The organism is Qipengyuania triglochinis (assembly GCF_054655615.1).
Genome location: NZ_BAAHND010000002.1, coordinates 302,506 through 327,446 on the forward strand (window position 1 = coordinate 302,506; position 24,941 = coordinate 327,446).

The 24,941-nt window shown below is 60.7% G+C and carries 28 protein-coding genes and 1 tRNA gene; 12 read left to right on the top strand and 17 right to left on the bottom strand.

What is annotated here, in order from left to right; all coding sequences use genetic code 11:
- Window positions 1–145: 145 nt before the first annotated feature.
- From lgt to ACYQ0G_RS07650, 3 genes are read left to right on the top strand one after another with little or no spacing between them, the layout of a single operon-like run.
- Entirely contained in the window at window positions 146–1,027 is an 882-nt protein-coding gene (lgt, locus tag ACYQ0G_RS07640; RefSeq protein ID WP_460101339.1) for a prolipoprotein diacylglyceryl transferase, read from the top strand.
- Window positions 1,024–2,079: a class I SAM-dependent methyltransferase gene (locus tag ACYQ0G_RS07645; protein WP_460101341.1), complete on the top strand. Its 1,056-nt coding sequence runs from the start codon at window positions 1,024–1,026 to the stop codon at window positions 2,077–2,079. The genes lgt and ACYQ0G_RS07645 overlap by 4 nt, the downstream gene beginning before the upstream one ends.
- Before the next feature lie 55 nt (window positions 2,080–2,134).
- The gene (locus ACYQ0G_RS07650) at window positions 2,135–2,545 is read left to right on the top strand and encodes a DUF2147 domain-containing protein (RefSeq protein ID WP_460101343.1); all 411 of its coding nucleotides are present in this window, start codon (window positions 2,135–2,137) and stop codon (window positions 2,543–2,545) included.
- Between the two features lie 13 nt (window positions 2,546–2,558).
- Here the strand turns inward: ACYQ0G_RS07650 and ACYQ0G_RS07655 are convergent, their stop codons facing one another.
- The 4 genes from ACYQ0G_RS07655 to ACYQ0G_RS07670 form a co-directional block, all read right to left on the bottom strand.
- Window positions 2,559–4,094, bottom strand: coding sequence for an ABC transporter permease/substrate-binding protein (locus tag ACYQ0G_RS07655; protein ID WP_460101344.1), 1,536 nt, complete (start codon window positions 4,092–4,094; stop codon window positions 2,559–2,561).
- The gene (locus ACYQ0G_RS07660) at window positions 4,091–4,858 is read right to left on the bottom strand and encodes an ATP-binding cassette domain-containing protein (protein ID WP_460101346.1); all 768 of its coding nucleotides are present in this window, start codon (window positions 4,856–4,858) and stop codon (window positions 4,091–4,093) included. Before ACYQ0G_RS07660 ends, ACYQ0G_RS07655 begins: the two co-directional genes overlap by 4 nt.
- The gene (locus ACYQ0G_RS07665; RefSeq protein ID WP_460101347.1) at window positions 4,855–5,247 is read right to left on the bottom strand and encodes a hypothetical protein; all 393 of its coding nucleotides are present in this window, start codon (window positions 5,245–5,247) and stop codon (window positions 4,855–4,857) included. The genes ACYQ0G_RS07660 and ACYQ0G_RS07665 overlap by 4 nt, the downstream gene beginning before the upstream one ends.
- A 182-nt stretch (window positions 5,248–5,429) precedes the next feature.
- Entirely contained in the window at window positions 5,430–6,959 is a 1,530-nt protein-coding gene (locus ACYQ0G_RS07670) for a PAS domain-containing protein (protein WP_460101349.1), read from the bottom strand.
- Window positions 6,960–7,110: 151 nt separating this feature from the next.
- On the opposite strand from ACYQ0G_RS07670, the gene ACYQ0G_RS07675 reads away from it, so the two are divergent.
- From ACYQ0G_RS07675 to ACYQ0G_RS07705, 7 genes are all read left to right on the top strand, one after another.
- Window positions 7,111–8,277, top strand: a complete 1,167-nt coding sequence (locus tag ACYQ0G_RS07675) for an isovaleryl-CoA dehydrogenase (RefSeq protein ID WP_460101351.1) — start codon at window positions 7,111–7,113, stop codon at window positions 8,275–8,277.
- The gene (locus ACYQ0G_RS07680; RefSeq protein WP_460101353.1) at window positions 8,274–8,579 is read left to right on the top strand and encodes an alkylphosphonate utilization protein; all 306 of its coding nucleotides are present in this window, start codon (window positions 8,274–8,276) and stop codon (window positions 8,577–8,579) included. Before ACYQ0G_RS07675 ends, ACYQ0G_RS07680 begins: the two co-directional genes overlap by 4 nt.
- A 9-nt stretch (window positions 8,580–8,588) precedes the next feature.
- Entirely contained in the window at window positions 8,589–10,199 is a 1,611-nt protein-coding gene (locus ACYQ0G_RS07685; protein WP_460101354.1) for a carboxyl transferase domain-containing protein, read from the top strand.
- Between the two features lie 73 nt (window positions 10,200–10,272).
- Window positions 10,273–10,929: a hypothetical protein gene (locus ACYQ0G_RS07690; RefSeq protein WP_460101355.1), complete on the top strand. Its 657-nt coding sequence runs from the start codon at window positions 10,273–10,275 to the stop codon at window positions 10,927–10,929.
- A gap of 93 nt (window positions 10,930–11,022) precedes the next feature.
- Window positions 11,023–11,598 carry a 1-acyl-sn-glycerol-3-phosphate acyltransferase gene (locus tag ACYQ0G_RS07695; protein ID WP_460101357.1) on the top strand — a complete coding sequence of 192 codons (576 nt, stop codon included), beginning with the start codon at window positions 11,023–11,025 and terminating at the stop codon, window positions 11,596–11,598.
- A gap of 191 nt (window positions 11,599–11,789) precedes the next feature.
- Window positions 11,790–12,344 carry a dCTP deaminase gene (dcd, locus tag ACYQ0G_RS07700; protein ID WP_460101359.1) on the top strand — a complete coding sequence of 185 codons (555 nt, stop codon included), beginning with the start codon at window positions 11,790–11,792 and terminating at the stop codon, window positions 12,342–12,344.
- Window positions 12,345–12,423: 79 nt separating this feature from the next.
- Window positions 12,424–13,599: a saccharopine dehydrogenase family protein gene (locus ACYQ0G_RS07705; RefSeq protein WP_460101361.1), complete on the top strand. Its 1,176-nt coding sequence runs from the start codon at window positions 12,424–12,426 to the stop codon at window positions 13,597–13,599.
- A 37-nt stretch (window positions 13,600–13,636) separates the two neighbouring features.
- On the opposite strand, the gene ACYQ0G_RS07710 is transcribed toward ACYQ0G_RS07705, so the two are convergent.
- Both ACYQ0G_RS07710 and ACYQ0G_RS07715 read right to left on the bottom strand, forming a co-directional pair.
- Window positions 13,637–15,829: a TonB-dependent receptor gene (locus tag ACYQ0G_RS07710; RefSeq protein ID WP_460101363.1), complete on the bottom strand. Its 2,193-nt coding sequence runs from the start codon at window positions 15,827–15,829 to the stop codon at window positions 13,637–13,639.
- 119 nt (window positions 15,830–15,948) lie between these two features.
- Window positions 15,949–16,023: transfer RNA gene (locus tag ACYQ0G_RS07715), tRNA-Gly, on the bottom strand.
- Window positions 16,024–16,220: 197 nt separating this feature from the next.
- On the opposite strand from ACYQ0G_RS07715, the gene ACYQ0G_RS07720 reads away from it, so the two are divergent.
- Both ACYQ0G_RS07720 and ACYQ0G_RS07725 read left to right on the top strand, forming a co-directional pair.
- Window positions 16,221–17,147, top strand: coding sequence for a tetratricopeptide repeat protein (locus ACYQ0G_RS07720; protein WP_460102799.1), 927 nt, complete (start codon window positions 16,221–16,223; stop codon window positions 17,145–17,147).
- Window positions 17,144–17,761: an LON peptidase substrate-binding domain-containing protein gene (locus tag ACYQ0G_RS07725; RefSeq protein WP_460101364.1), complete on the top strand. Its 618-nt coding sequence runs from the start codon at window positions 17,144–17,146 to the stop codon at window positions 17,759–17,761. The genes ACYQ0G_RS07720 and ACYQ0G_RS07725 overlap by 4 nt, the downstream gene beginning before the upstream one ends.
- Window positions 17,762–17,764: 3 nt before the next feature.
- Here the strand turns inward: ACYQ0G_RS07725 and ACYQ0G_RS07730 are convergent, their stop codons facing one another.
- The 11 genes from ACYQ0G_RS07730 to ACYQ0G_RS07780 form a co-directional block, all read right to left on the bottom strand.
- On the bottom strand, window positions 17,765–18,391 hold the full coding sequence (locus tag ACYQ0G_RS07730) for a MarC family protein (RefSeq protein WP_460101366.1): 627 nt from the start codon (window positions 18,389–18,391) through the stop codon (window positions 17,765–17,767).
- A complete protein-coding gene (locus tag ACYQ0G_RS07735; RefSeq protein WP_460101368.1) occupies window positions 18,391–19,056 on the bottom strand; it encodes a hypothetical protein in 666 nt (221 codons plus the stop codon). Before ACYQ0G_RS07735 ends, ACYQ0G_RS07730 begins: the two co-directional genes overlap by 1 nt.
- The gene (gene folD, locus ACYQ0G_RS07740; RefSeq protein ID WP_460101370.1) at window positions 19,053–19,946 is read right to left on the bottom strand and encodes a bifunctional methylenetetrahydrofolate dehydrogenase/methenyltetrahydrofolate cyclohydrolase FolD; all 894 of its coding nucleotides are present in this window, start codon (window positions 19,944–19,946) and stop codon (window positions 19,053–19,055) included. Before folD ends, ACYQ0G_RS07735 begins: the two co-directional genes overlap by 4 nt.
- A complete protein-coding gene (locus ACYQ0G_RS07745; RefSeq protein WP_460101372.1) occupies window positions 19,943–20,227 on the bottom strand; it encodes a YggT family protein in 285 nt (94 codons plus the stop codon). Before ACYQ0G_RS07745 ends, folD begins: the two co-directional genes overlap by 4 nt.
- Window positions 20,228–20,304: 77 nt before the next feature.
- Window positions 20,305–21,213 carry an acetylglutamate kinase gene (gene argB / locus ACYQ0G_RS07750; RefSeq protein ID WP_460101374.1) on the bottom strand — a complete coding sequence of 303 codons (909 nt, stop codon included), beginning with the start codon at window positions 21,211–21,213 and terminating at the stop codon, window positions 20,305–20,307.
- Between the two features lie 165 nt (window positions 21,214–21,378).
- Entirely contained in the window at window positions 21,379–21,522 is a 144-nt protein-coding gene (locus tag ACYQ0G_RS07755) for a hypothetical protein (RefSeq protein WP_460101376.1), read from the bottom strand.
- A 208-nt stretch (window positions 21,523–21,730) separates the two neighbouring features.
- Window positions 21,731–22,030 carry a PRC-barrel domain-containing protein gene (locus ACYQ0G_RS07760; RefSeq protein ID WP_460101377.1) on the bottom strand — a complete coding sequence of 100 codons (300 nt, stop codon included), beginning with the start codon at window positions 22,028–22,030 and terminating at the stop codon, window positions 21,731–21,733.
- Window positions 22,031–22,034: 4 nt separating this feature from the next.
- On the bottom strand, window positions 22,035–22,562 hold the full coding sequence (locus ACYQ0G_RS07765; RefSeq protein ID WP_460101379.1) for a hypothetical protein: 528 nt from the start codon (window positions 22,560–22,562) through the stop codon (window positions 22,035–22,037).
- Window positions 22,563–22,789: 227 nt separating this feature from the next.
- Entirely contained in the window at window positions 22,790–23,383 is a 594-nt protein-coding gene (locus tag ACYQ0G_RS07770; protein ID WP_460101381.1) for a DUF4440 domain-containing protein, read from the bottom strand.
- Window positions 23,384–23,490: 107 nt separating this feature from the next.
- Window positions 23,491–23,907: a hypothetical protein gene (locus ACYQ0G_RS07775; protein WP_460101383.1), complete on the bottom strand. Its 417-nt coding sequence runs from the start codon at window positions 23,905–23,907 to the stop codon at window positions 23,491–23,493.
- A 79-nt stretch (window positions 23,908–23,986) separates the two neighbouring features.
- A complete protein-coding gene (locus tag ACYQ0G_RS07780) occupies window positions 23,987–24,892 on the bottom strand; it encodes a hypothetical protein (RefSeq protein ID WP_460101385.1) in 906 nt (301 codons plus the stop codon).
- Between the last annotated feature and the right edge of the window lie 49 nt (window positions 24,893–24,941).

A 24,941-nucleotide genomic window follows, 5' to 3' on the forward strand; every position in this document is an offset into this window, starting at 1 on the left:
GCAGGCATAGTGCGCATCACTCGTGCCCCAACGGCGAAAAGAGATGCGAGACAGGCTTTCCCCAAAAGGCCCGCTATGCCAAAAGCCGCATCCGAAACGGGTCGCGCGTGTCGGCCTTCGCGACATTCTCTAAGGGGATAAAACCTTGCTGTCACTACTGGCCGCGACTGCGGCTGCACAAGAACCGATCCAGTGGGCGGAGCTTGGACTTCGGCCTTATCTGTTCGAAATCGGCAGTTTCCAGCTCCGTTACTATTCGCTGGCTTATCTCTTCGGCATCATTTTCGCCTATTGGCACCTGTCGAAGATGATCAAGGCCCCCGGCGCGCCCCTGGCACAGCGGCATGCGGACGATCTGTTCTTCTACTGTACGCTTGGCGTCATCATCGGTGGCAGGCTCGGTTATGCCGCTTTCTACCAGCCCGAACTGTTTCAGGGCGTTCAGCTGTTTCAGCTGTGGAACGGGGGCATGAGCTTTCACGGCGGGGTCATCGGCGTGCTGGTGGCGATCAGCTGGGTCGCGTGGCGCGGCGGGCTGAACTGGCTGAGAGTGTGCGATTACATCGCCGTCAACGTGCCGATCGGTTACATGCTGGGCCGCATCGCCAACTTCATCAATGGCGAACTCTACGGTCGTCCGGTGGAAAGCGATGTGCCCTGGGCCATGGTTTTCCCGGGCGGCGGCGACGTGGCCCGTCACCCGAGCCAGCTTTACCAGGCCGGGCTCGAAGGGCTGCTGCTGGGCATTCTGCTGCTGGCATTGTTTTGGAAGACCCGCGCACGCTATCGCCCCGGCCTGCTGGTGGCGATCTTCACGATCGGCATGGGTGTCGGCCGCTTCGTCAACGAATTCTTCCGCGAACCCGATGCCTATCTCGCCTATGTCGTGGTCGAAACCGGATTGTCGCGCGGCCAGTGGCTGTCGCTGCCGATGATCGCGGTGGGTGTCGCCGTGCTGATCTATGCGCTGATAAAGGCGCCGGTGGGCGGGCCCGGCAAGCTGTCGCCCCAACCCAGAACTGCATGACCAGCGACGCCGGACCAAGCGATCTTTCCGCCACTTTCCGCCGGCTGATAGAGCGGCACGGGCCGATGCCCGTGTCGCGCTACATGGGGGAAAACAACGCCGGTTATTACGCCAGCCGCGATCCGCTGGGGGCTGGCGGCGATTTCACCACCGCACCCGAAATCAGCCAGATGTTCGGCGAGATGGTGGGCCTGTGGGTGGCCGATCTGTGGAGCCGGTCGGGCAGGCCGGACGCGGCCTATGTCGAACTTGGCCCCGGCCGGGGCACGCTTGCCCGCGATGCGCTGCGCGCCATGGCCAGCACGGGCCTCCATCCGCCGGTCCATCTGGTCGAAGGTTCCGCGGCGCTGCGCGGCGCACAGGCGAAGGCTCTCTCGCAGCCGCAGTTTCACGACACGATCGATACTCTGCCCGAAGACCGCCCGCTCTACATCGTCGCCAATGAATTTCTCGACGCGCTGCCGATCCGGCAATTGGTGATGACCGACAAGGGCTGGCGCGAACGGATGGTTGCGCTTGACGGTGATCGGTTCGTTTTCGCGGCAGGTCCCAGTCCGATGGACGATGCCGTGCCCGAACAGCGCCGAAACCAACCGATCGGCACGGTGATCGAGACCTGTCCCGGAGCAGCGGCGACAATCGCGGGCATCGCGCAACGCATCGATGTGCAGGGAGGCGCGGCGCTGTTCATCGACTATGGCTATCTCGAACCGCAGACGGGGGAGACCCTGCAGGCAGTCCGGCGCCACGAGAAAGTCGGCCCCTTCGAAGCGCCGGGCGACATGGATCTGACCGCGCTGGTCGATTTCGCCACACTTGCACAGGTCGCGGCCAGGCAAGGTCTTGCAGTCGCCATCGCCACGCAAGGCTCCTGGCTCTCCGCAATGGGAATTGACCTTCGCGCTCAAGCACTTAGCAGCAAAAGTCCCGCCCACGCCAAGGCCATCTCCCAAGCCCACGACCGCCTCACCGCCCCCGCCCATATGGGTGACCTTTTCAAAGTTATGGCGCTCACGCCCCGCAACGCGCCGCGCGGGGCAGGCTTCGGCTAAGGTTCATCCATTCCCTCCCACAACCCAGCATCATGCTATCACCGAAGGACATCAGATGAAGAAAGCTCTCGCATTCGCCGCGCTCCTCGCCGCCTCTCCCCTGCTCGCCGCTCAGCCCGTCGACGGCAAATGGCTGACCGAGGAGCGTAACGCCGTGGTGACCATCGGCGATTGCGGCAAGACCGTCTGCGGCCGCATCTCCAAGTTCGTCGTCACTCCGCCGCAGGGGCTCGACCAACGGGATACGAAGAACAAGAACCCCAAGCTGCGCGATCGCAAGCTGCTCGGCATGCCGATCCTGACCGGCTTCACTGACGATGGCGATGACTGGCGCGGCGAGATCTACGATCCGAAAAGCGGAAAGACCTACCGCTCCACCATTCGCCGGGTAAATGCGAATACGCTCGAGGTGAAAGGCTGCATCGGCCCCTTCTGCAAAACGCAGACCTGGACCAAGGCCCGCTAACAGTCGATTCGATCTAGAGGCCCGCGCGTTCTGCCAGGAGCCGCGCGGCCTCATCGAACGAAAGCTTGTTCGTCTCGCGATCCACCGAATAATTGGCCGCGCGCATCGCACTTACATCGATGGCGCCGACCAATGGCTGAAGAGACGACACGAGAGCTTTGTTCTGGGCTGCCTCGGGGCTCAGCAACAACACCGCATCATAATTGGGGAAAGCCCCTTCGGGGTCGGCGAGCACAGCAAGCTTGTCCGCCTCGATCCGCCCGTCCGACGTGTACGCGCCAATCACGTCCGCCTCGCCCGATCGCAAGGCGTTGTACATGAAGGTAGGGGAGAAAGTGCGCTTTTCGCCGAAGCGTAGACCATAGGAGTCGCGCACGGCGATCCACTCGGGTCGCTCGAAAAATTCGGGATCTCCGCCGACCGTCATTTGCGGAGCAATCCGCGCAAGATCAGCGATGGAATTCAGCCCCTTCGCGCTCGCGGTTTCTTGAGTGACCGCAAGTCCATACGCATTCTCGAAACCGAGCTTACCCAGCACCCGCATTCCGGTAATCTCAGATTCCCACCGAACGATTTCCTCGTACATCGCCTCCCGGGGTAAATTGTCTTCCCGCTTCATCTGATTGGCCCAGATCGTGCCGGTATAGTCGACGTAGACATCAACCCGCCCGGTTGCAGCTGCGCTGTGCGCAATGGCCGAACCAAGACCGTCCCTATATTCGACTTGGAAACCGCTCTGTTCAAGGCGCTGACCGATCAGCCGCGCAAGCACATATTGCTCCGAGAAACTCTTGGCCCCGATGACAATACGCTCACCTTCTCGCGTGCCGAATTGCGAAGCAAGGGCTGCGGCTACTCCGAGCGCAACGGCCCCCAGTCCGCCGATGGACAGGCGCCGCCGCCGCTCGCGAAACCCGCGCTCGATCATTCCCAAAAGGGTGTCGGCAATCATGGCGAGAGCGGCGCTCATAAAACAGCCTGCCAGTACGAGGACCCAGTTCTGCGTCTGCAAGCCAGCGAAAATCGGATCACCCAGGCTTTTCTGGCCGATCGTGGTTGCCAGCGTGGCGGCACCGATCGTCCATACGGCAGCAGTGCGAATGCCGGCCATGATGTAGGGTGCCGCCAGTGGCGCTTCGACCAACATCAGCCGCTGGCGAGGGTTCATTCCCACGCCCTCTGCCGCCTCGATCACTCCCGGATCGAGATTGGCCTGGGCAGTGACTGCATTTCGGAGGATCGGAAGCAATGCATAGAGCGTGAGCGCCAGCAATGCCGGCAGAAAGCCGAGGGTCGGCAAGCCTTCGCCGAAGATCGCCCGCAGACTAAGCAAGACGGGAAAGAAAAGCGCGAGCAAGGCCAGGGCCGGAATGGTCTGAACGAGACTGGCGAAGGCGAGCGCTATGCGTGCAACCCTTTCTGACCGGCTCGCCCAAACTGCTAGCGGCAACGCTATACTGATGCCCAGCGCAATGGCCGCGGCCGACAGTAGAACATGCGCAGCCAGCTGATCGTGCAAGCCCAGCATTGCATCCCGAAGACCATTCATTGCGAAAGCTCTGCCAGACGGGTGGCCTGATGACGCGGAACGGCAACCAGTTCCTGCGCCACCTTTCCACCTGCACCGGCCACCAGCGCTTTCGGGAGTTCGTCTGCGACGATCTTTCCCTTATCCATCACCAGTACGCGGTCCGCGAGCAACAAGGCTTCGGCCATGTCGTGGGTGACCATGACCGTTGTCAGGCCAAGATCGTCATGAAGCGAGCGTACTCTTTCGCCGAGCGCATCTCGTGTAACCGGGTCGAGCGCACCGAACGGTTCGTCCATCAGCAGAAGTTCCGGGCCAGCCGCCAGGGCGCGGGCTACACCCACGCGCTGGCGCTGCCCACCGGACAAGGCATCTGGCATTCGCGTGCCCAGCGAAGCATCCAGTTCGACCAAGGCGAGCAACTCGCCAATCCTGCCGCTTCCCAAGTGCTCTCCGGCCAACTTGGGACCAATGGCAATGTTCTCTGCCACCGTCATGTGAGGAAAAAGGCCTATCGATTGGAAAACATAGCCGACACGCCGCCGAAGGGCTGGCAAAGGTCGTGTAGTGACGTCTTCACCTGCGAACAGGACCCTGCCTGACGTGGGATCGACCAGGCGATTAACCGTTTTCAGGAGCGTTGACTTGCCCGAGCCACTGGCACCCACCAGAGCGACGAATTCGCCCGGCGCAATGGAAAGCGACACATTGTCGACAGCAACAGCTGCGCCGTATTCTTTTACGATCCCTTCGAAGACGAGCGCTTCTGGATCGGTTGCAGTCACTGTGCCTCGCCGACCTCTTGAGAATCTTCGCCTTCTTCGGCGTCAATGATTTCCGGTGGCTGGTAGTCGACCCGCTGCAATTCTATACGGCGTTCTCCGCGACCGGTAGCTATCAGCGTATCATCTTCCATGCGCCCCGGTGTCCAGCAGCGTTCGACGCCATTTTCTGCATCGGGTACGAAGCAAAGCTCCTTGCGATTTTCATCTTCCGCGTAAGTCCAGCTTCCCTGTTGCCAGGGATCACCGTTGCGCAGGTCGCGATAAGTGCCATCCCGGTCGAGCATCGTAGTATACCGCGCACCATCTTCTGAAACGCTACGCCAAGCCGTGTCCGCGAAGGTCTGCGGCGGAGTTGAGGGTTCATCACCGCTCTCGGCCCCTGCTGCCATTGCGGTTTCGGCCTCCACCTGAGCAGTTGGTTGGTCCTGCGGTGGTGTGCAGGCTGCCGTGGCAAGGCCAAGGATAATGGCTGCCCTGGAGATCAAATCTGAAAAATTACCGCGCAATCCGGCCTCCCTTTCGGCGTGGAATGCCATCGTAGAAAAAGAAGGCTCGCTTGGCGAGGGCAGGTTCAACTGACGAGAGATGAAGGTGGGAAGGCAATTTTCACGTCGAGCCCGTCCTCGGAAAAAGAGCGCGAGAAGCTGCCGCGCAATTGCCCTTCGATCGCCATCCGCAACATACGCGAGCCGAAGCCTTCGCCGGCTTCGCTGTCGCGCTGGTCATTGCTTTCGGAGGATTCACGCCAGAAAACACAGACGTTGTCATTCTCGCCGCAGGGCAGCTCGATCTCGATCGATACCTTGCCTCCCTCGGTCGATAACGCTCCATATTTTGCGGCATTGGTTGCGAGTTCGTGGAAAATCAACGCAAGTGGAGTGGCTGCCCGCGCTCCGATACTCACGTCGTCTCCGGAAATATTCACTCGCTCGCCTTTACCCCCTTCATAGGGCGCAAGCAGGTCCGCCAAAAGTCCCTGAAGCTTATCGGCGCCGCGGCCGTCTCCGGGGCGGACATAATCGTGCGCAGTACCCAGCGCCCGAATTGCTGAATTTAGATCGTCGGCGAAGGGTTTGACTTCCGCCTTCCCGCGAGAGCGCAAAGCGATGAGGCCCGAGACCACAGCGAAAATGTTCTTGATCCGGTGCGACAATTCATTCGCTAGCAAGTCGCGTGCTTCGGACAGACGGTGAACCCTGTCAATGTCGATGATGGTCCCGAACCACCGCACGTCCCGTCCCTCACGAGCCACGGGTACAGCGCGCGCCTGGACCCAGCGATATTCGCCGTCGGCCAGCTTTATACGCCATTCATCCTCAAACAGCGTCTGTTCGTTCATTGCAGTGCGCAGGCGCCCGACCGCGCGCTCCCTATCTTCGGGATGAAGCGCTGTGCGGCAGTCTCCGATCTTGACCGGCACATCAAGGCCCGTGATCTCTTTCCAGCGCGCATTGACATAGGTAAAGTTGCCATTCCCGTCGCTCGTCCACGCGATACCTGGCACGCTATCGATCATATCGCGCAGATCTGCTTCGCGCCGCTCGACCGCCTCGATCGCCGATTGGCCCAGCCGCATTTGCGACATGCGGCGCATTGTCGACCGGGCGAGAACCATCATTCCTTCTTGCTGGAAATCGGTGAGCCCACCTGGGCGCGGCTTCGTGTCGATCACGCAAAGCGCCCCCAACGGAGCGCCTTCGGAGGAGATCAACGGGAAGCCCGCATAGAAACGCAGCCCCATTTCGCCGGTTACCAAGGCGTTATCGCAGAAATCGGGGTCCTTGGTGGCGTCTTCCACGATCAGCGGATGAGGTCGTAGCATCGCGTGGGCGCAAAAGCTTTCGGAACGCGGAGTGCCATCCCGGTTCAACCCTGTCTCGGCCAGAAAAACCTGCCGCGTTTGTTCTACCACGGTGACGGATGCGTAAGGGACATCGCACAGCTTGGCGGCAAAATCGGCGATCTGTTTTAGTTCTGGATCGTTGGAAAGCGCTTCGGTGCCGAACGATGCGAGCACGGACAGCCGGTCATCCTCGCTGCAGAAAGCGGGGTCCGGTACATGCCCTTCGGGCCAAAGGATGGTTTCTTGCTGATAAATCACTGTCCACAATCCCCTAGGCGATTTTTTGACATGGGACAAAAAGTTTAAATCGGTCAGGAGTTGGGGTCTGGTGAAGGAGTTTGCTCCCCACGCCTTGCTCGGCTACGGGCCTCACCGCATACGAATTTTCGCGAGGCATGAAGGAGAGAAAATGCGCGCGACCCCAGACTTCGATTTCCAGCTCGGCGAAAGTGCCGAGATGATCCGCGACAGCGTGTCGCGCTTCGCCGACGAACAGATAGCGCCATTGGCCGAAAAAGTGGATCGCGAGGACTGGTTCCCGCGCGATCTGTGGCCTGCGATGGGCGAACTGGGTTTGCATGGTATCACCGTCGCGGAAGCGGATGGTGGGCTCGGTCTAGGCTATCTCGAGCATGTCATCGCGGTGGAAGAAGTGAGCCGTGCGAGTGCTTCCGTTGGTCTTAGCTACGGCGCGCACTCCAACCTCTGCGTCAATCAGATCGCGCGTTGGGGTAACGAGGCGCAGAAGGCGAAGTATCTGCCCAAGCTGATCAGCGGCGAACATGTCGGAAGCCTTGCGATGAGCGAGGCCAGTGCCGGGTCGGACGTCGTTTCGATGAAGGCCAAGGCCGATAAGGTCGACGGCGGCTACGTCCTCAACGGCACCAAATTCTGGATCACCAACGCTCCCTATGCGGATACGCTGGTGGTTTACGCGAAGACCGATCCGCAGGCCGCCAGCCGCGGCATCACCACCTTTCTGATCGAAAAGGATTTCGACGGCTTTTCGATCGGTCAGAAAATCGAGAAGGTCGGCATGCGCGGCTCGCCTACGGCAGAGCTGGTGTTCGACGATTGCTTCGTGCCCGAAGAGAATGTGATGGGGCCCGAGAATGGCGGCGTTGGCGTTTTGATGAGCGGGCTCGATTACGAACGCGTCGTGCTCTCGGGGCTTCAGCTCGGCGTGATGCAGGCCTGTCTGGACACGGTCATTCCCTACCTTCGCGAGCGTACGCAGTTCGGCAAGCCGATCGGCAGCTTCCAGCTTATGCAGGCCAAGGTTGCCGACATGTATGTCGCGCTGCAATCCGCCCGCGCCTATACCTATGCGGTGGCCAAAAGCTGCGATGCAGAGAAGACCACCCGCTTCGATGCGGCAGGCGCGATCCTTCTGGCTTCGGAAAATGCCTTTCGCGTCGCCGCGGAAAGCGTCCAGGCTTTGGGCGGCGCGGGCTATACGCTCGACTGGCCGGTCGAACGCTACATGCGCGATGCCAAGCTGCTCGACATCGGCGCGGGGACCAACGAAATCCGCCGCATGCTGATCGGGCGCGAACTGATTGGTGCTGCAGGATGAGCGCCGACGAAGACTACGTCTACGACGAAGAGAGCGGCGAGTGGATGCCGGCTTCGGAGCTCGCCGCAAAGCAAGCTTCGGAAAATCAGGTCGAAGTCCGTGATGCAGTTGGCAATTTGCTGGCGGATGGAGACCAGGTAACTCTCATCAAGGATCTCGACGTGAAGGGCGCCGGCCAGACCCTGAAACAGGGAACGCTGATCAAGTCGATCCGCCTGACGGGTGACGATCAGGAAATCGACTGCAAATATCCCGGCATCAAGGGTTTAGTCCTGCGTGCCGAATTCGTGAAGAAACGCTAGGCCCGACACATGACCGCATCCGTTCTCACCTCCACTCTCGATCGCGAGGCGCCAGATGCCAAGGCGCGTTTCCAGCATAACAGTTCGCTTGCGGCGGACCTGCGTTCGACAGTTGCCGCTGCCGTTCTCGGTGGATCGGAAGGCAGTCGCGAGCGGCATGTCGGACGGGGCAAGCTGCTACCGCGCGAACGAGTCGAACGGTTGCTTGATCCGGGCAGTCCATTCCTCGAGATCGGCCAGCTCGCCGCCAATGGCATGTATGGCAAGGACGAGATCAACGGAGCAGGCCTGATTGCCGGCATTGGTCGCGTTTCCGGTCGGCAGGTGATGATCGTCTGCAACGATGCCACCGTGAAGGGCGGCACCTATTATCCGATGACGGTGAAGAAGCACCTCCGCGCGCAGGAAATCGCGCAGGAGAACCGGCTTCCGTGCATCTATCTGGTGGATAGCGGCGGAGCGAACCTGCCCCACCAGGCCGAAGTCTTCCCTGACCGCGACCACTTCGGGCGTATCTTTTTTAATCAGGCGAACATGAGCGCGCTGGGTATCCCGCAGATCGCTTGCGTCATGGGCAGTTGCACCGCGGGCGGGGCCTATGTGCCCGCCATGTCCGACGAGACGGTAATCGTGCGCAATCAGGGCACGATATTCCTCGCCGGACCGCCCTTGGTCAAGGCCGCTACAGGTGAGGAAATCAGCGCTGAGGATCTCGGCGGCGGAGATCTTCATGCGAAGAAATCGGGCGTAGTCGATCACCTTGCAGAGGATGACGAACACGCGCTTACCATCGTCCGCGACATCGTCAGCCATCTCGGTGATAATTACGCCGAAGCGAAAAGCATCGAGCTAAAAGAACCGCGCGCCCCGAAGTTCGACGCTGAAGACCTTTACGCCATCGTTCCGGAAGACGTGCGCGCCCCCTATGATGTCCACGAAGTCATCGCTCGGCTCGTCGATGGCAGTGAATTTCACGAGTTCAAACAGCATTACGGCAGCACGTTAGTCTGCGGCTCTGCGCATATCTGGGGCATGCCGGTGGCAATCCTCGCCAACAACGGCGTGCTGTTCTCGGAAAGCTCACAGAAAGGCGCGCATTTCATCGAGCTCGCCTGCCAGCGACGCATCCCCCTGCTGTTTCTCCAGAACATCTCCGGCTTCATGGTTGGCGGCAAATACGAGGCAGAAGGCATCGCCAAACATGGCGCTAAACTGGTGACAGCCGTTGCTACAGCCACCGTGCCTAAAGTCACTGTTGTCATCGGGGGAAGCTTCGGTGCGGGTAATTACGGCATGTGTGGCCGCGCCTATTCCCCCCGGTTTCTCTTTACCTGGCCGAATGCCCGCATTTCGGTAATGGGCGGCGAGCAAGCCGCATCGGTCCTCGCTACCGTCCACCGTGATGCGGACAAGTGGACCGATGACGAAGCCGAGGAGTTCAAAGCCCCAATCCGCGAAAAATATGAGCACGAAGGCAATCCTTATTACGCGACTGCCCGCTTATGGGACGATGGTGTAATCGACCCGGTCCAGACCCGTGATGTGCTGGCTTTGGCCTTTGCTGCTACTCTCGAGGCGCCAATTCCAGAAAGGCCCCAATTCGGCGTATTCCGAATGTAGGAGAGGAACCTTCCCGGCGTTCCGCTCATTCCAGCTTTATAACATGGGGTTGGACAGGGCTGAGGAGAGTTCCATGGAAGGCCAAGAAGTCACAATCGCCATTGTCGTCATCGTTCTATTGGTAGGAGCGTTGCTCGGTTGGCTTTTCATTCAACGCAATCGCACGAAGGAATTGCGTGATCGCTACGGCGAAGAATATGATCGCACGCTCGAAGCAAAGGGTGGCCGCAGAAGCGCTGAGGCTGATCTTATCGAGCGCGAGGAGCGCGTAAAAAAGCTGGAAATTCGTCCGCTGTCGCCGTCGGAGCGCGATCGTTTTGCCGGCGAATGGAAGGATACCAAGGCTCTCTTCGTTGACAGTCCCATGGAAGCTGTCAGCCGCGCCGACCGCCTTCTTACCGACATTATGTCGACCCGAGGCTATCCCATGACCGATTTCGAGAAGCGCCATGCAGATTTGACCGTCGAGCACGCCGATGTTGCGAAGCACTATCTCGCTGGCCATGAAATTGCCGACCGAGCGAGCGATGCCACCACGGAAGAGCTTCGCCGGGCAATCAATCATTACGAAGCGCTTTTCGGCGAGATGACCAGCGAAGTATTAGAGCAAGATGGTGTGGCTCATGATCGACACGTTAAGGTCGATTACGAAGGGCTGGATGGTCGCGGCGCCGAGACACCGGTCCGGCCTGCTGGCGATCCCCTGCTACGCGACCGTGATCGGGTGTAACTTCACCTATATAACTCGCAATCCGAGGTAGCCCTGCTAAGCGGCCCTTCGGTATTCTCAATGCGACGAAATCCCTCCCTCATCAGCCGCCTCGTGCGACGCCTGCTCCTGTTGCTTTATCGATTGAAAGGCTGGCGGATCGAGGCATCGCGTCCGGCAGCCCGTAAATTCATCATTCTCGGTGCCCCCCATACCTCAAACTGGGACTTCGTATTTTTCCTCGGTGTGGCCGACGAACTGGGTATCCGCCCCAGCTTCATGGGGAAAAAGAGCCTTTTCAAATGGCCGGCAACAAACTTCATGCTGGATATGGGCGGAATACCGGTGGATCGGTCCAAGCGGGCAAATTACGTTGCTCAAGTAGTGAAGGCGTTCGAGGAAGCAGACGAACTTGCACTCGTAATTGCACCGGAGGGCTCGCGGACTTCGAAGGGCGAATGGCGGAGCGGTTTCTACCATATCGCTATGGCGGCGGGCGTGCCGATCGTACCGGGTTGGGTAAACAACGAGGCCATGACGGGCGGCATGGGAGAGCCGCTGATGCCAACAGGCGATTACCGCGCGGATCTCGCTAAACTTGCAGCATTTTATCGAGAGAAGAGGCCAAACTGCGACCGTTTCGCCGTACTTGAAAAAAGCACCCAGTCGCTAGCTGAGATGCAGCGATAATTTGAATTTACGAGAGAGTTGTCGTTTGCAATACGCTTCTTCCTCTTAAGCATTCTGAATTGGCCTGAAGCCAGACTTCCGCGAAGGCAGAACGCGCAACGGCCCGGTGCGTACAGATGCTCTCCAAATCGAGGGGGATTATTCGCCTTATCCGCTTGCGGTTGCGCAGTGCGAGGGTCAATCACTTCGGAATGGCGATTCTCTCTGATAAATGGATCCGCGAAGCGGCCACTACGCGCGACATGATCGAACCTTTCGTCGAAAGCCAGCGGCGCGGCGGAATGATCAGCTATGGCCTCTCTTCCTTCGGCTACGATGCCCGTGTTGCCGACGAGTTCAAGATCTTCACCAATGTCGACAATGCGGTTGTCGATCCGAAGGACTTCGCTTCCACCAGCTTTGTCGATCGGCAGACGGATGTCTGCGTGATCCCGCCGAACAGCTTCGCGCTGGCCCGGACCGTCGAGTATTTTAGGATTCCCGAAGATGTGCTGGTAATCTGCCTTGGCAAAAGCACCTATGCGCGCTGCGGCATCATCGTGAACGTTACCCCGCTCGAGCCGGGCTGGGAAGGCCATGTCACGCTGGAGTTCAGCAACACCACCCCCCTGCCCGCGAAGATTTATGCCAATGAGGGCGCCTGCCAGTTCCTGTTCCTGCAGGGCAACGAACGTCCCGAGGTCACCTATGCCGACCGGGCAGGCAAATACATGGGACAGCGCGGAGTGACGCTCCCGCGCCTTTGACAGAACGGGCATGCCGCAACGTCTTTGACTTGCGCCCATAGCACGCCCACATCTTCCACAAATAATGGGAGATGGAGCAATGGATACACGCGAATTCGACATCATCGTCTACGGAGCTACGGGTTATACCGGGCGCCTCGTGGCGGAGCATTTCGTACGCGAATACGGCACCGATGAAGGAGGGCCCAAATGGGCCGTGGCCGGGCGAAGCGAAGACAAGCTTTCAGCTGTTCGCGAGGAAATCGGGGCGCCGCCAACAACGCCGATGATCGTGGCCGACGCAGAAGACCCCTCGGCCCTCGAAGCCATGTGCCGCCGCACCAAAGTGGTGATCAGCACGGTGGGCCCCTACCAACTTTATGGCGATGCACTGGTAGAAGCCTGCGTGAAGACCGGGACCGATTACGCCGATCTATGCGGCGAACCGGCGTGGATGGCCGAGAAGATCGCCGAGCATCACGATGCGGCAAAGAAGAGCGGCGCCCGGATCTGCTTCTCATCGGGGTTCGACTCGATCCCTTTCGATCTCGGTGTGCTGATGTTGCAGAAAGAGGCGAAGGAGCGCCACGGTTCGCCTGCACCGCGGGTCAAGGGCCGGGTTCGTGCCATGAAAGGCACGTTCTCCGGAGGCACCGCAGCAAGCCTCGGCGCGACGATGAAAGCAGCAGTAAGGAATCTTGGCGTCGTAACGGTCCTGCGTGACCCCTTCGCCCTCACCCCCGGTTTCGAAGGCCCCGAACAGCCGTCAGGCATGGTCCCGCATTATGAGGAAGAGCTCGGGAAATGGGCTGCCCCGTTCGTCATGGCGGCGATTAATACGAAAAACGTCCACCGCACGAATTTCCTTCGCGGGCACCCCTACGGCAGCGACTTCCGCTATGACGAGATGGTGCTGACCAGCCCCGGCGATGCTGGCAGGGCGGCGGCGAATGCCTTGGTCGAGATGGTGAAAAACCCGTTCGGATCGAAACCTCCCAAGCCCGGCGACGGGCCGACCAGGGAAGAACGCGAGAACGGTTTTTACGACGTGCTGTTTCTGGGCGAGTGGCCCGATGGTAAATCCATCCGCTATGGCGTGAAGGGCAAGTTCGATCCCGGCTACGGATCCACCAGCAGGATGCTCGCCGAGACCGCAATGGGGCTTCTAGCAAGCGATACAGAAGGTGGTGTGGGCACACCCGGCTCCTTCCTTGGCGAGGCCTTGGTCGAGCGTTTGCGCGAGCGCGCTCACCTTACCTTCGAGCTGGAAGCCTAGCGAAAAAAGGGGGAGCTTTCGGCTCCCCCTCATCCGATTAGATGCTCATACGGACGGCAACGCTGAAGTTGCGTCCCGGCAGCGGCACGAAATCCTTCGTGAAGCTGGTGTGACGCCGACCTTGCTTGTCGAAGATGTTTTCGGCCTTCAGAATAACCGACAGCGCCGGATCGCTGGGCAGAGGACGCCAGATCGCCGATGCGTTGACGAAAGTGAAACCCTCGGTCGCGGACTCGAAAGGCGCGACATCGTCCTGATCGTCGAACCACTCAACTTCACCGCGTAGAGTGACGTTGCCCGTATCAGCTTCCAAAGCACCAGCCAGGCTGAGCGGCGGGATACGGGGAACATTGAACCCATCGTCCAATTCGGCATCGAGATATTCACCGCGCAGTTCGGCCGTCATATCAAAGCCGGGCGTATCGACGAAGTTCCAGGCAACCTGCCCTTCAATGCCGGTATAAGTGGCGCCCTGCTGCAGGTACTGGAACACTGGAAGCTCGTCTTCCTCTTCGCCCGTTTCGCTCAGATAGATGTAGTCATCGAACCACGAGCGATAGGCCGCGAGCGAAAGATCGACCGGTCCCAGGGCTCCGCGTGCGAACAGTTCGAGCCCCCAGGCCTTTTCCATTGAGAGATCGGTATCGCCGACTTCGAACTGCTGCGTCGCGACGTGCGGTCCGTTGGAGAACAGTTCTTCTGCGCTCGGCGCACGCGAAACTCGCGATACGTTGATCCCGGTGCGGAAGGCCGGAGCCAATTCATAGGCAAGACCGATAGCACCCGAGACACCATCGTAATTGCGCTCGATGCCGAGCGGAACCGAATCGACATCGGTTGTCTCGTAACGCAGCGCCCCCTCCAGCTGGAGCGGCCCGTTGCCATATTCCTGAAGCGTGAAGACCGACAGCTGCTCCGTACGGTTGGGGGCCACATAAGCCTCTGCACCTTCCGCTGCGAAATCGCGCAGGTAAAGCTGCACGCCGGTCGAGCCGCGCAAGATGCCATCGGGGTTCTGCAGGATTTCGGCACGCGCCTCGATACCCTGAACATCGAAAACCGTTCCGACCTCTTCGCCTTCGAATTCGGTGTGCGTATAATCCGAATAACCTGCACGGATCTTCAGCCGCTGGAAGAACCCGTCACCCAGAAGGATGTCGCCGCGCAAGTCGGCGCGATACTGGCGCAGTCCGATATTGACGGTTTCCGCACCCTCCTCGTGATGATCTTCTTCGGGGCCTTCTGCACTCTCTTCACCTTCTTCATGATGGTGATGGGCTCCCGGCACGATCGGCACGCCGTAGAAAGTGTCATACACGCCGACGGAAACGCCAAGGTTCGATCCTCCACGGAAGAAGGCTACGCCGCCATTGGCGGCCCAGGTTTCGGTACCGCTGTTGAACAGCCGCCCGCGGGCGTTGGCCGCTTCGCGCAGCTCATCCGCTTCTTCCAGTTCGCCTTCGGCTTCCTCTTCGGCAGCATCGGCCAGCAAATCCGACCGGAGGCTGTCGGAAAGTACGTAACCGGGAACTTCGAGGTCGTCTGTCTTGCGATAAAGTCCGTCGGCGTGGACCACAAATCCTCCACCGACGGGAAGGTCGATCGACGCCCCTCCCTCTCGCAGATCCGATACGGTATCGGCCCGGACCATCGCATCAACGTGGACATCTTCTGCGGGCACCCGGCGCGGGATACGTTTATCGATGATATTCACCGCGCCGCCGATTGCCTGACTACCGTACAGAAGGACGGCGGGCCCGCGCAGCACTTCAATGCTTTCGGCCGTCAGGGGATCGATCGATACCGCATGGTCGGCCGAGGTGTTGGAAACGTCGATCGCACCGATCCCGTCGACGAGAACTTTCACGCGTTCGCCGGAAAAACCGCGCAGGATCGGACGCGAGGCGCCCGGAGAAAAGCCGGTAGCGGTGACACCCGGGATGTGGGTCAGAACCTCACCGATCTGGCCGTCCATGTTCGTATCGAGTTCCTCGCCCGAAATCACATCCGTACCGGCAAGGAGATCGAACTGACGCAGACCTTCCGCGCTGACGATAATCGTCCCGTCGGGGCCGATCCGGCGATTGTGAAAATCGTCTTCGGCAACGGGGGCGGCGGCGTCATCCTCAGCAGGCACCTGCTGGGCAACCGAAGGCGCAGCATGCGCAAGTGCGATGACTGAAAGGGATGCGCCCAGAGCGCGACGAAGCGTTACGGTGTGATACAACATAACGCGCCCATTACTCCCCAAATCTGCAAACGCAACCATTCTCGCGACGAATTGCATATTTGTACGACCAACGACAAAAGGCCGCGCAAGGCAGCCTAGTGTTCCGATCGTAAGGAAAATGGAGCGGGCGAGGCGATTCGAACGCCCGACCCCAACCTTGGCAAGGTTGTGCTCTACCCCTGAGCTACGCCCGCTCACTGGCGCTCTACCGAACCATGTGGCCCGGTGGGGAGGCGCGCAACTAGCAACGGCTCTTGAGTCCCGCAAGCAAAAAAATGCGCTTTTTTTCACCCCGCTTGCGGGAGCGGCTCCAGCCCTTCACATTCGCTCGCGAAAGCCCACATGGGCGGGTGACAGTTTATATAGTGAAAGGCGGTTTTACGTGGCGAGCATGGGTTTGAGCATCGACGAGCAGAAGGCAGTCGAGAAGTTCAAGAAGGACGTCGTTGAGCCGTCGATGTCGAAACTCGTCATCCTCGATTTCTTCGCCGAGTGGTGCGGCCCCTGCAAGGCGCTCACCCCGATGCTGGAAAAGGTGGCTGCCGAATATGCCGATAAGGGCGTGGCGCTGGTGAAGGTCGATGTCGACCAGGACAAGTTCATCGCCGCCCAATTCCAGGTCCAATCGATCCCCACGGTCTATGCTATGTTCCAGGGGCAACCGGTTGCGGACCTGACCAATGCCCGCAGCGAATCGCAACTGAAGCAAACACTCGACCAGATCCTGTCCCAGCTACCGGTCCAAGGCGGCGACGAAGGCGGTGACCCGCAAGCACAGGCCGCCGAGCAGGTCGATCAATTCGTGGCCATGGGTGAGCAGGTGCTCGCCGAAGGTGATCCCGAAAGGGCCGCCGGCATTTTTGCGCAGGTTACCGAGATGGCTCCCGACAACGCCGCTGCGCATGCCGGACTTATCCGGGCGCTGACGCAGGCCGGGCAGGTCGAGGAAGCGAAATCCGTTCTCGCTGCCGTCGAGACAGACCCTGCGCTCGCCAGCGACAGCCTGATCGACAATGCTAAGGCGGCTCTGGAGCTTGCCGGCAACAAGGTCGACGATGGCGAACTTGCAGCGCTGCGCGACAAGGCAGCGGCAGATCCCGCGGATATGGACGCGCGTCTTGCCTATGCCGAAGCGGCCTTTGCTGCTGGCCAACGCGATGCGGCCGCTGACGAGCTGCTCGCGATGATCGAAGCCGATCGCGAATGGAACGAGGGTGCGGCGCGCACTAAGCTGCTCGACATCTTCAATGCCGTAGGGCTCGAAGACCCTTGGGTGGTAGCGACCCGCCGCCGTCTCTCAAAGCTGCTGTTCGGATGAGCGAGACAAAGCGCCTTTCAATTTTCCCCCTGCCCGGTGCGATCCTGTTCCCGGGCCTCCAACTGCCGCTGCACATTTTCGAGCAGCGGTATCGTGATCTGGTCGGCAGTGCGCTGGCGAAGGATCGCCTGATCGGCATGGTCCAGCCCCAGCGCAGTGGCGAAGGGTCACCGCTTTACGAAATAGGCTGCCTGGGCCGTATCGGCGATGTCGAGGCCATGGAAGATGGCCGCTATAATATCGTGCTTGAGGGCGAAACGCGCTTCCGCGTCCTGCGCGAACTCGAAGTCACCACCGCCTTTCGGCAGGTAGAGGCAGAGCTGATCAACGATCCGCAGAACGAAGTTCTGGCGAGTGTGGAGCGCGCCGGTTTCGAATTCGAGGCCAAGCGCTTTGCGGCGATGCAAGGCTATTCGGTCGATTGGGATTCGGTCGAACGGCTCGATGATGAAACGTTGATCAACGGCGTGGCCCAGATTGCCCCTTTCGATAGTGCCGCGAAGCAGGCCCTGCTCGAAGCCAACAGCCTGTCGGAACGCTGCGAGCTGATGATCCAGCTGATGCAGTTTTTCGCCCTGCGCGACGACGGGGACGAGATCGTCACCCTGCAATAAGCGTCAGAGGTTGAACGAACCGCGCAGACCGTCGATCACATATTGGGCGGCGAGCGCTGCTAGCAGAACCCCGAGCACGCGGGTAATTGCCGCTTCCACCTTGTCGCCGAACAGCCGCATGATCGGCCCGGCCGCCATGAGCGCAAGCATGGTGATGATAAGCACACCGGCCAATGCGCCCAGTACGGTGAAGGTCTGTGCCAGATCGCTCGCCTCGTTCATCAGCAGCATGATCGCGGCGATCGCGCCGGGGCCGGCCAGCATCGGAATGGCCATCGGGAAAATCGAGACATCCTCCACCTCCGGGGTGGCGGCGACCTTTTCGGCGCGCTCCTCGCGGCGCTGGGTGCGTTTCTCGAAGACCATCTCGAAGGCAATCCAGAACAGCATGAGCCCGCCGGCGATGCGGAAACTGTCGAGATCGATATGCAGCGCGCCTAGCAATTGTTCGCCGAACAGCGCAAAGATCAGCAGGATGACAGCCGCTATCACCACTGCGCGGATCGCCATATTGCGACGCTCCGCAGTAGATGCGCCCTTGGTGAGGCCCGCATAGATCGGGGCGCAACCCGGCGGATCGATCACGACGAACAGGGTGATGAAGGCGGAGACGAAAAGCTGGGCAAGCATCAGTCTTTAAATACCTTTGGTCCGGTCACTTCGAATTCGCCGTCCCACAGCAACAGGGTGACGGTGCTTCCGCCCTGCATCGTGTGGATCGCATACTGCAGCGAGCCATCGTCCGACTGGCCCATGACCGCGGGGCGTTCGCTGCTGACGGTGCGCTGATCCGGAGGCACGGGTTCGGCGCAGTTTGCGACCTCGGTCGACACAAAATCAGGCGCTTCGAGCGGGCGGTCAAGCGCCTGCGCGATGTTGGCTTGCCACAGGTAAGAGCCATCGCGCTGCCGCCGCCAGACGGTGAGATATTCACCGTCTCTGCCTTCCGACCATTGCGCGGCGCCTTGCGAAATCGCGAGGGTGCCATCGCAGCTCGACCAGATCTGGTGCGGCTGCCATGTCACAGAGCGCGCAGGATCGGCCCGATTTTTCAGCCATTCCTGCGCGTTCACCGGTGCGGGCACGAAGAGCGTCGCATCATCTGCCGCATAATCGGCAAAGGCGGTCCACTGGCCATCATCCTGAGCAGCGCGGGCGAAGGCAAGTTCGGTCGCCACAACCTTTCCCGGATTGGCAACCGGCTGGATGTAGCGACCATAGCGTTCCTGTGGCCCGCCCGCGCAGGCGGAGAGAGACAGGGCTGCGATGGCCGCGAAGGTGAGCCGCCAGCTCACAGGCTTTGCGGCACGTCCAGCCCGGCGTTGCGATAGGCAGCGACGAGCGTGTTGCGCAGGAGCACGGCGATGGTCATCGGACCGACGCCGCCGGGTACGGGGGTGATCGCTCCGGCGACACCTTCGGCACCGGCATAATCGACATCGCCGACCAGACGGCCCTTCTCCTCGCCCTCGACGGGAGGCAGGCGGTTGATGCCGACATCGATCACGGTGGCACCGTCCTTCAGCCATTCCGCCTTGACCATTTCGGCGCGGCCCACGGCGGCGACGACGATGTCGGCGCGCTTTACCACGGCGGGCAGGTCCCTAGTGCGGCTGTGCGCGATGGTAACGGTGGCGTTGGCATCCAGCAGCAACTGCGCCATCGGCTTGCCGACGATGTTCGAGCGGCCAATCACCACAGCTTCGAGGCCGGACAAATCGCCCAGCCGGTCCGTCAGCAGCATCATGCAGCCCAGCGGGGTGCAGGGGACGAAGCCGCTCTGCCCCACGGCGAGCCGGCCTGCATTGGTTACGTGGAAACCGTCCACGTCCTTGTCCGGGCTGATCGCGGCGATCACAGCCTGATCGTCAAGGTGATCGGGCAGCGGCAGCTGGACAAGGATGCCATCGACGCTCTCGTCACCGTTCAACTGTTCGACCAGCGTCAACAGATCGGCTTCGCTGGTGTCGGCCGGCAGGCGGTGTTCGAAGCTTTCCATGCCCGCGGCCACGGTGGCCTTGTGCTTGCTGCGCACATAGACCTGGCTGGCGGGATCTTCGCCCACCAGCACCACGGCTAAGCCCGCCTTGCGCCCCGCAGCAGCGGAGAATTTCGCGGCCTGTTCGCCCACCCGCTCGCGCAGAGCGGCGGCGAAGGCTTTTCCGTCGATCCGTTCCGCGGTCATACGGACATGATGATATTGCGCAGGACGATCAGGATGATCTGCAGCAATATGATCACCACCAGCGGAGAGAAATCGATCGAGCCGGTATTGGGCATCCGGTTGCGGATGGGCCGGAGCACCGGTTCCAGCAGGCGGTTGATCGCGTCGTAGAAGCCCATCAGGAATTCGTTGCGGCCCACCACATTGAAGGCGAACAGCAGGCCGATGATGAACTGGATGATGATCAGCATCACGAAGATGTTCGTGATCATCTCGATGATCTGGTAGAGGGTAATCAGCACTTCGGTCGATCCCGTTGTCTTGAGTGGCAGTACCGTAGGCGACAGCCCCTACAAGAGGTGCGCGATTGCCGCCACCCCTAAGCCGCGCTTATCAGCGTCCCGGCGCCGCGGGCGGTGAAGAATTCCAGCAGCATGGCATGGGGCACCCGCCCGTCGAGGACGACAGCCGCTTCGCAGCCGGCCTCTACCGCGCTGACGCAGGTTTCCAGCTTGGGAATCATCCCGCCGCTAATCGTGCCATCGGCGCGCAGGCCTGCAATGTCTTCCGGGGTGAGGTCGGTGAGCAGCTTGCCCTCCTTGTCCAGCACGCCGTCGACATCGGTCAGCAGCAGCAAGCGCGCCGCGCCCAGCGCCGCCGCCAGCGCGCCCGCCATGGTATCGGCATTGATGTTGTAGGTATGCCCATCCTCGCCCGTGCCGATGGGGGCGACGACGGGGATCATGCCAGCCGCCGTGGCGGTTTCGATGATCGTGGTGTCGACTGCGCTGGGTTCGCCGACGAAGCCGAGGTCTAGCGCCTTCTCGATATTGCTTTCCGGGTCCTTGGTAGTGCGCTGCACCTTGCGCGCGGTGACCAGCCCGCCATCCTTGCCCGAGATGCCCATCGCCTTGCCCCCGGCGCGGGCGATCGAGCCGACGATGCCCTTGTTGATCGCGCCCGATAGGACCATTTCGGCGACCTCTGCCGTGGCCTTGTCGGTCACGCGCAGGCCATCGACGAAGTGCGTTTCCACGCCCAGCTTTTCCAGCATCGCGCCGATCTGCGGGCCGCCGCCATGGACCACCACGGGGTTGATGCCGACGGCCTTCAGCAGCACCACATCCTCGGCGAATTCGCGGGCGGCGTCTTCATCGCCCATGGCGTTGCCGCCATATTTCACCACGAAGCTGCGCCCGGCATAGCGCTGGAAATAGGGCAGCGCCTCGATCAGCGTCTGCGCCTTGGCGCTGGCAGAGCTCGTGTCGAATGCTGGGGAAGTGGTCATGAGAAGGGAAACGCCTGAGCTGGTCCGGTTGGAAAGCGGGTCCATTAGCGTGCCCGGGCAGCGGGCGGAAGGGGTCGCGGCATAGCGCCTTCCCAAAACGCCAGCGGCCGCCCGTTTCGGGGCGGCCACCGTTCGGCACCTCTGGAGAGGCGCGGGTCCTGAACCCTACTTGTTGTGTTCAGGCTTCTTGTCGGACTTGGCACCGTCCTGCCTACCGGCATCGCCCTGCTGCTGGGGCTGCTTGTCACGGTTCTGGTTGTCCTTGCCACCCTGCTGGGTCTGGCCGGACTTCTGGTCCTTGTTGTCCATGGTGTTTTCCTTTGGGAAAAATGCGGCGCGGAAGATACCGGCCACACCAGATCAAGCGACGGGACGGGCGAAAGTTTCGGGCCTTGCGCCAGTAGGGGGCCGAAACGGGCCAGTCCCCCATAAGCTGTACGAACCAGTGTTCCCGGCATGAAAATGGGGCAGCGATTCAATCGCCGCCCCAAGTTCCCGATACCGGATGCACCGCGAGTTAGCGCGTGCGCACCCTGGTATAGGTGTAGTTCGTGCGCGATGCGGCATCGTGGCGCGCATAGATCACGTGATCGGCACGGATGTCGAGATGTTCGGCTGCAACCAGCCGCCCGTCATCCATGCGCACTGCGAGCACTTCCTCGCGGTCCTTGTCGACCAGCATATCTTCGATCTTGCCGTATTCCTGCCCCTCGACGGAGCGGACCGGCCAGCCGCGGATATCCTGTTCTTCGTTCACGAGCTGCCATTTGGACAGCGTATCGAGATCGGCAAACCTGTCTTCATGTTCCATGGTCATGTCCTTATTCTACCACTTCGACGCTGTCGGCGAAGATCATGGCGGTGGCGGTGGTGTCGACTTCTTCGGTCACGCTCTGCGGCAGATCGCCGGGGAAAGCGCGGACTTCACCAGTGATGGACACACGCGAACCGGGATTGACGTCGACCTGGCCTTCCATCGGAGTGTTGGGCGTCGGATATTCGTCGAACATGACGAGCGTTTCGTTATCGCCTTCGCCGACGGTGAAACCTTCGTCACCCACGACTTCATTGACGGCAACATCGGTCAGATTGACCTGGCGGCCGATCATATCGCCGAGCGAGGCGAGACCGGCAACTCCGGTCAGCGCAGTCACTTCGCCGGTATCGGCGGTCATGGCCGGGTCTTCGTCATAGACGGGCGCGGTCACTTCGGTATCGTCGACAACGACTTCCTCATCGTCCGTATTGGCGGCGATCAACCACCACAACAGCGCGATCACGCCGGCCAGCAGCAACAGCCACCAGAGCCAGCTGAGGGACGATTTCTTCTCTACGGGGATTTCAGCCATAAAACTTAGCCTCCTGTTTGTGGCCGACGCGCTGACGCAGCAGGCGAAAGCGCGTGGCCCTAAAGGTGACAGCCATCGGCAATGAAGAACGTTCCAATTCTTTTGGAATTAAATGGCTTTTCGGAACAGGTTTCTCTTTTTGCACTCCGCTTTTTAGGCGTCATGCATGATATTTTATTTCCTGACTTTTGTTTAGTCTATCGCCTGCGCCTCCTTTTCGGGTCGCCTTACCCTGCCTCTTTCGGCGGATATGGCGGCGGATATTGCGGCGCCGGGCCGTGATCCACGCTGAGACTTTCGCGCAGGCGGAAGCGCGCTTCCTGCGGCATCCATTGCCAGATGTGGATGTACCGGCCGCCGCCGGTCTGCACCCAGCCCTTCTCCTCGCCCCGCCATTCGAGGAAGGTGTGATGCGCTTCTTCCAGCGCGCCCCAATCCCCCAGTTGCTTGATCGTGCGGCTTCCGGGCACCAGCAGGCGGCGGTTGCGATAGCCCTCGTCCTCGCCGCCCGGTTTGCGGCGGTCGCATTGCTCACGTTCCCCGGCGAGAAACTCCTCCGCGCTGGCGGCGGCCAGTCCGGCGAGATCGTGGAGCATGCGGAAATCCTCATGCAGCAGGGGCGCGGCGGCGGCGGGATCGCAGGCTTCGAAGAAATTCCAGAACAGGGCCGCGTCATTGGCCTCGATCCGCGCGGTCATCTCCGCGCCCGTCGGCATCGGCGCTGCCGCGGCGCTGGTGGACGAAGGTGCGCCCGAAGACGCGTCTGCGGCTGGAACGGCCTGCGCAAGCAGGAGGGCGGCAAGCCCGGTGGCGGCGATCATGTCGGTCTACTCCCCTATGTGTATTGCTGCAATAATACACATAGGGGCCATGTAAAGTCCACACGCTTCGCAGGTTGACGCCATAACCGCGCGTACCGGTGTGACTTTCACTCCCATTCGCCCTGCCCCCGGCCGATCTGGGCGTGCCATTGAAGCAGGGCATCATTGTCGGGAATACAGCGGCTTGTGATGTATTTGCCCTCATGCATAACGACCTTCCAGCGCCCCACTTCGCAGCGATAGGACGCCAGCAGCCCAGTGGCCTTTCCCGATGCCAAGTCCACAGGTTGATGAGGCTTTCCCAGCGCCGCGTCCCAGGCCGCCGCAAAGCCTGCCGCGCCATGCCGCTTGCGCAGGCGATAGGCACTCTCGCGCCCCATTTCGACCGCCCGCGCCGCTCCCAGCACGCTGCCGGTCTGCGCCAGAAAGCCGATGAAATTCGCCTGCCGCTGCGGCGTCCACCCGTCGCTACGCGGGCAGAGGGGAACGGGATGAAAAGCGGGAATGGAGCGCTTGCGCCGCAAACCCGCGCTGCGAGGAGGAGGATAATGCTTCATCGAAAAGGATGGAGCAGATTTCCGCCGTGTAGGAAAATGGTTTGGGTTAGTCGGACTGGCCCAAGATTTCGGCGTCGGTGCGTTGATAGATCGTGCCGTCGCAATCCACCGTTTCCCGATCGTCGGAAACGAAACAGATAGCGGCTTCCGCTTCCATCGAGTCGGCATATTCTTGTGAGTCGGAGTCCAACATTACGTCCGCCTGATCGATCATCTCTGCGATGGCCGTCGCATTCGCCTCGGGACCAGCACCTGCTGGTATATCGCCTTCTCCGTCGATCGCGCGGCGCATCATTGCATTCCAGGGTTCGTTAGGCCCCGCAAGCTGGCGCTCGATATCCTCGGCCATCAATTGCGCGACGATGTCATCAGACTGCGCACGCAACCTGTCCCGTTCCGCTTCGAGCAAAGCCTTGCGCTCGGCGGCATCCTCTTCCGGCACGTCGACGTAGAATCGTGCAAGATCGAGCCATGGGGTGTTGTCCCCGATCACATCCTCGCCCCAGCGCGAAAACGCTCCGCCAGCAGGCTGCCATTTTCCGTCCCTCTGTTCGAGAAAGAACAGCGCGGTCGTACCTTCGGGAAACATATAGCGGACACAGCCGCCGATATAGCTCTGCGGATGCGCCGCGTTGAGTTCGTAGGGATTGCTGAGCACATCGAATTCACGATCTTCTTCCGGAGTGATCGATGAGCCGACAATTGCAATCTGGCCTTGCGGCAATTCGCCTTTCAGCGCTTCGATCGGCTCGACGATCAATTCACGGTCGAGCCAATTATCCCTCTCCACGCTTCCAACCACCCGGGCGCGCACGATCAACGATGATTGCTCGACCAGTTCAAGGTTGGTTGGAACGCGGTAACCATCGACTACCGAGCAGGCTTTCGCCTCCTGCGGAGTGAGCAACACTGCCGACAGCGCAGTGGCGAGTGCGAGAAGGGATGCATTCATTTGACCAGCTTATCATCGGCTTTTGAAATGTCAGCAGCATCCGGCACCC

What these genes read in the sequence shown, in the direction of transcription:
- ACYQ0G_RS07645 (WP_460101341.1), top strand. Translation starts at nt 1,024, where the DNA reads ATGACCAGCGACGCCGGACCAAGCGATCTTTCCGCCACTTTCCGCCGG.
- ACYQ0G_RS07650 (WP_460101343.1), top strand. Translation starts at nt 2,135, where the DNA reads ATGAAGAAAGCTCTCGCATTCGCCGCGCTCCTCGCCGCCTCTCCCCTG.
- ACYQ0G_RS07655 (WP_460101344.1), bottom strand. Translation starts at nt 4,094, where the DNA reads ATGAATGGTCTTCGGGATGCAATGCTGGGCTTGCACGATCAGCTGGCT.
- ACYQ0G_RS07665 (WP_460101347.1), bottom strand. Translation starts at nt 5,247, where the DNA reads ATGGCAGCAGGGGCCGAGAGCGGTGATGAACCCTCAACTCCGCCGCAG.
- ACYQ0G_RS07675 (WP_460101351.1), top strand. Translation starts at nt 7,111, where the DNA reads ATGCGCGCGACCCCAGACTTCGATTTCCAGCTCGGCGAAAGTGCCGAG.
- ACYQ0G_RS07680 (WP_460101353.1), top strand. Translation starts at nt 8,274, where the DNA reads ATGAGCGCCGACGAAGACTACGTCTACGACGAAGAGAGCGGCGAGTGG.
- ACYQ0G_RS07685 (WP_460101354.1), top strand. Translation starts at nt 8,589, where the DNA reads ATGACCGCATCCGTTCTCACCTCCACTCTCGATCGCGAGGCGCCAGAT.
- ACYQ0G_RS07690 (WP_460101355.1), top strand. Translation starts at nt 10,273, where the DNA reads ATGGAAGGCCAAGAAGTCACAATCGCCATTGTCGTCATCGTTCTATTG.
- dcd (WP_460101359.1), top strand. Translation starts at nt 11,790, where the DNA reads ATGGCGATTCTCTCTGATAAATGGATCCGCGAAGCGGCCACTACGCGC.
- ACYQ0G_RS07705 (WP_460101361.1), top strand. Translation starts at nt 12,424, where the DNA reads ATGGATACACGCGAATTCGACATCATCGTCTACGGAGCTACGGGTTAT.
- ACYQ0G_RS07710 (WP_460101363.1), bottom strand. Translation starts at nt 15,829, where the DNA reads ATGTTGTATCACACCGTAACGCTTCGTCGCGCTCTGGGCGCATCCCTT.
- ACYQ0G_RS07720 (WP_460102799.1), top strand. Translation starts at nt 16,221, where the DNA reads ATGGGTTTGAGCATCGACGAGCAGAAGGCAGTCGAGAAGTTCAAGAAG.
- ACYQ0G_RS07725 (WP_460101364.1), top strand. Translation starts at nt 17,144, where the DNA reads ATGAGCGAGACAAAGCGCCTTTCAATTTTCCCCCTGCCCGGTGCGATC.
- ACYQ0G_RS07730 (WP_460101366.1), bottom strand. Translation starts at nt 18,391, where the DNA reads ATGCTTGCCCAGCTTTTCGTCTCCGCCTTCATCACCCTGTTCGTCGTG.
- folD (WP_460101370.1), bottom strand. Translation starts at nt 19,946, where the DNA reads ATGACCGCGGAACGGATCGACGGAAAAGCCTTCGCCGCCGCTCTGCGC.
- argB (WP_460101374.1), bottom strand. Translation starts at nt 21,213, where the DNA reads ATGACCACTTCCCCAGCATTCGACACGAGCTCTGCCAGCGCCAAGGCG.
- ACYQ0G_RS07755 (WP_460101376.1), bottom strand. Translation starts at nt 21,522, where the DNA reads ATGGACAACAAGGACCAGAAGTCCGGCCAGACCCAGCAGGGTGGCAAG.
- ACYQ0G_RS07760 (WP_460101377.1), bottom strand. Translation starts at nt 22,030, where the DNA reads ATGACCATGGAACATGAAGACAGGTTTGCCGATCTCGATACGCTGTCC.
- ACYQ0G_RS07765 (WP_460101379.1), bottom strand. Translation starts at nt 22,562, where the DNA reads ATGGCTGAAATCCCCGTAGAGAAGAAATCGTCCCTCAGCTGGCTCTGG.
- ACYQ0G_RS07770 (WP_460101381.1), bottom strand. Translation starts at nt 23,383, where the DNA reads ATGATCGCCGCCACCGGGCTTGCCGCCCTCCTGCTTGCGCAGGCCGTT.
- ACYQ0G_RS07780 (WP_460101385.1), bottom strand. Translation starts at nt 24,892, where the DNA reads ATGAATGCATCCCTTCTCGCACTCGCCACTGCGCTGTCGGCAGTGTTG.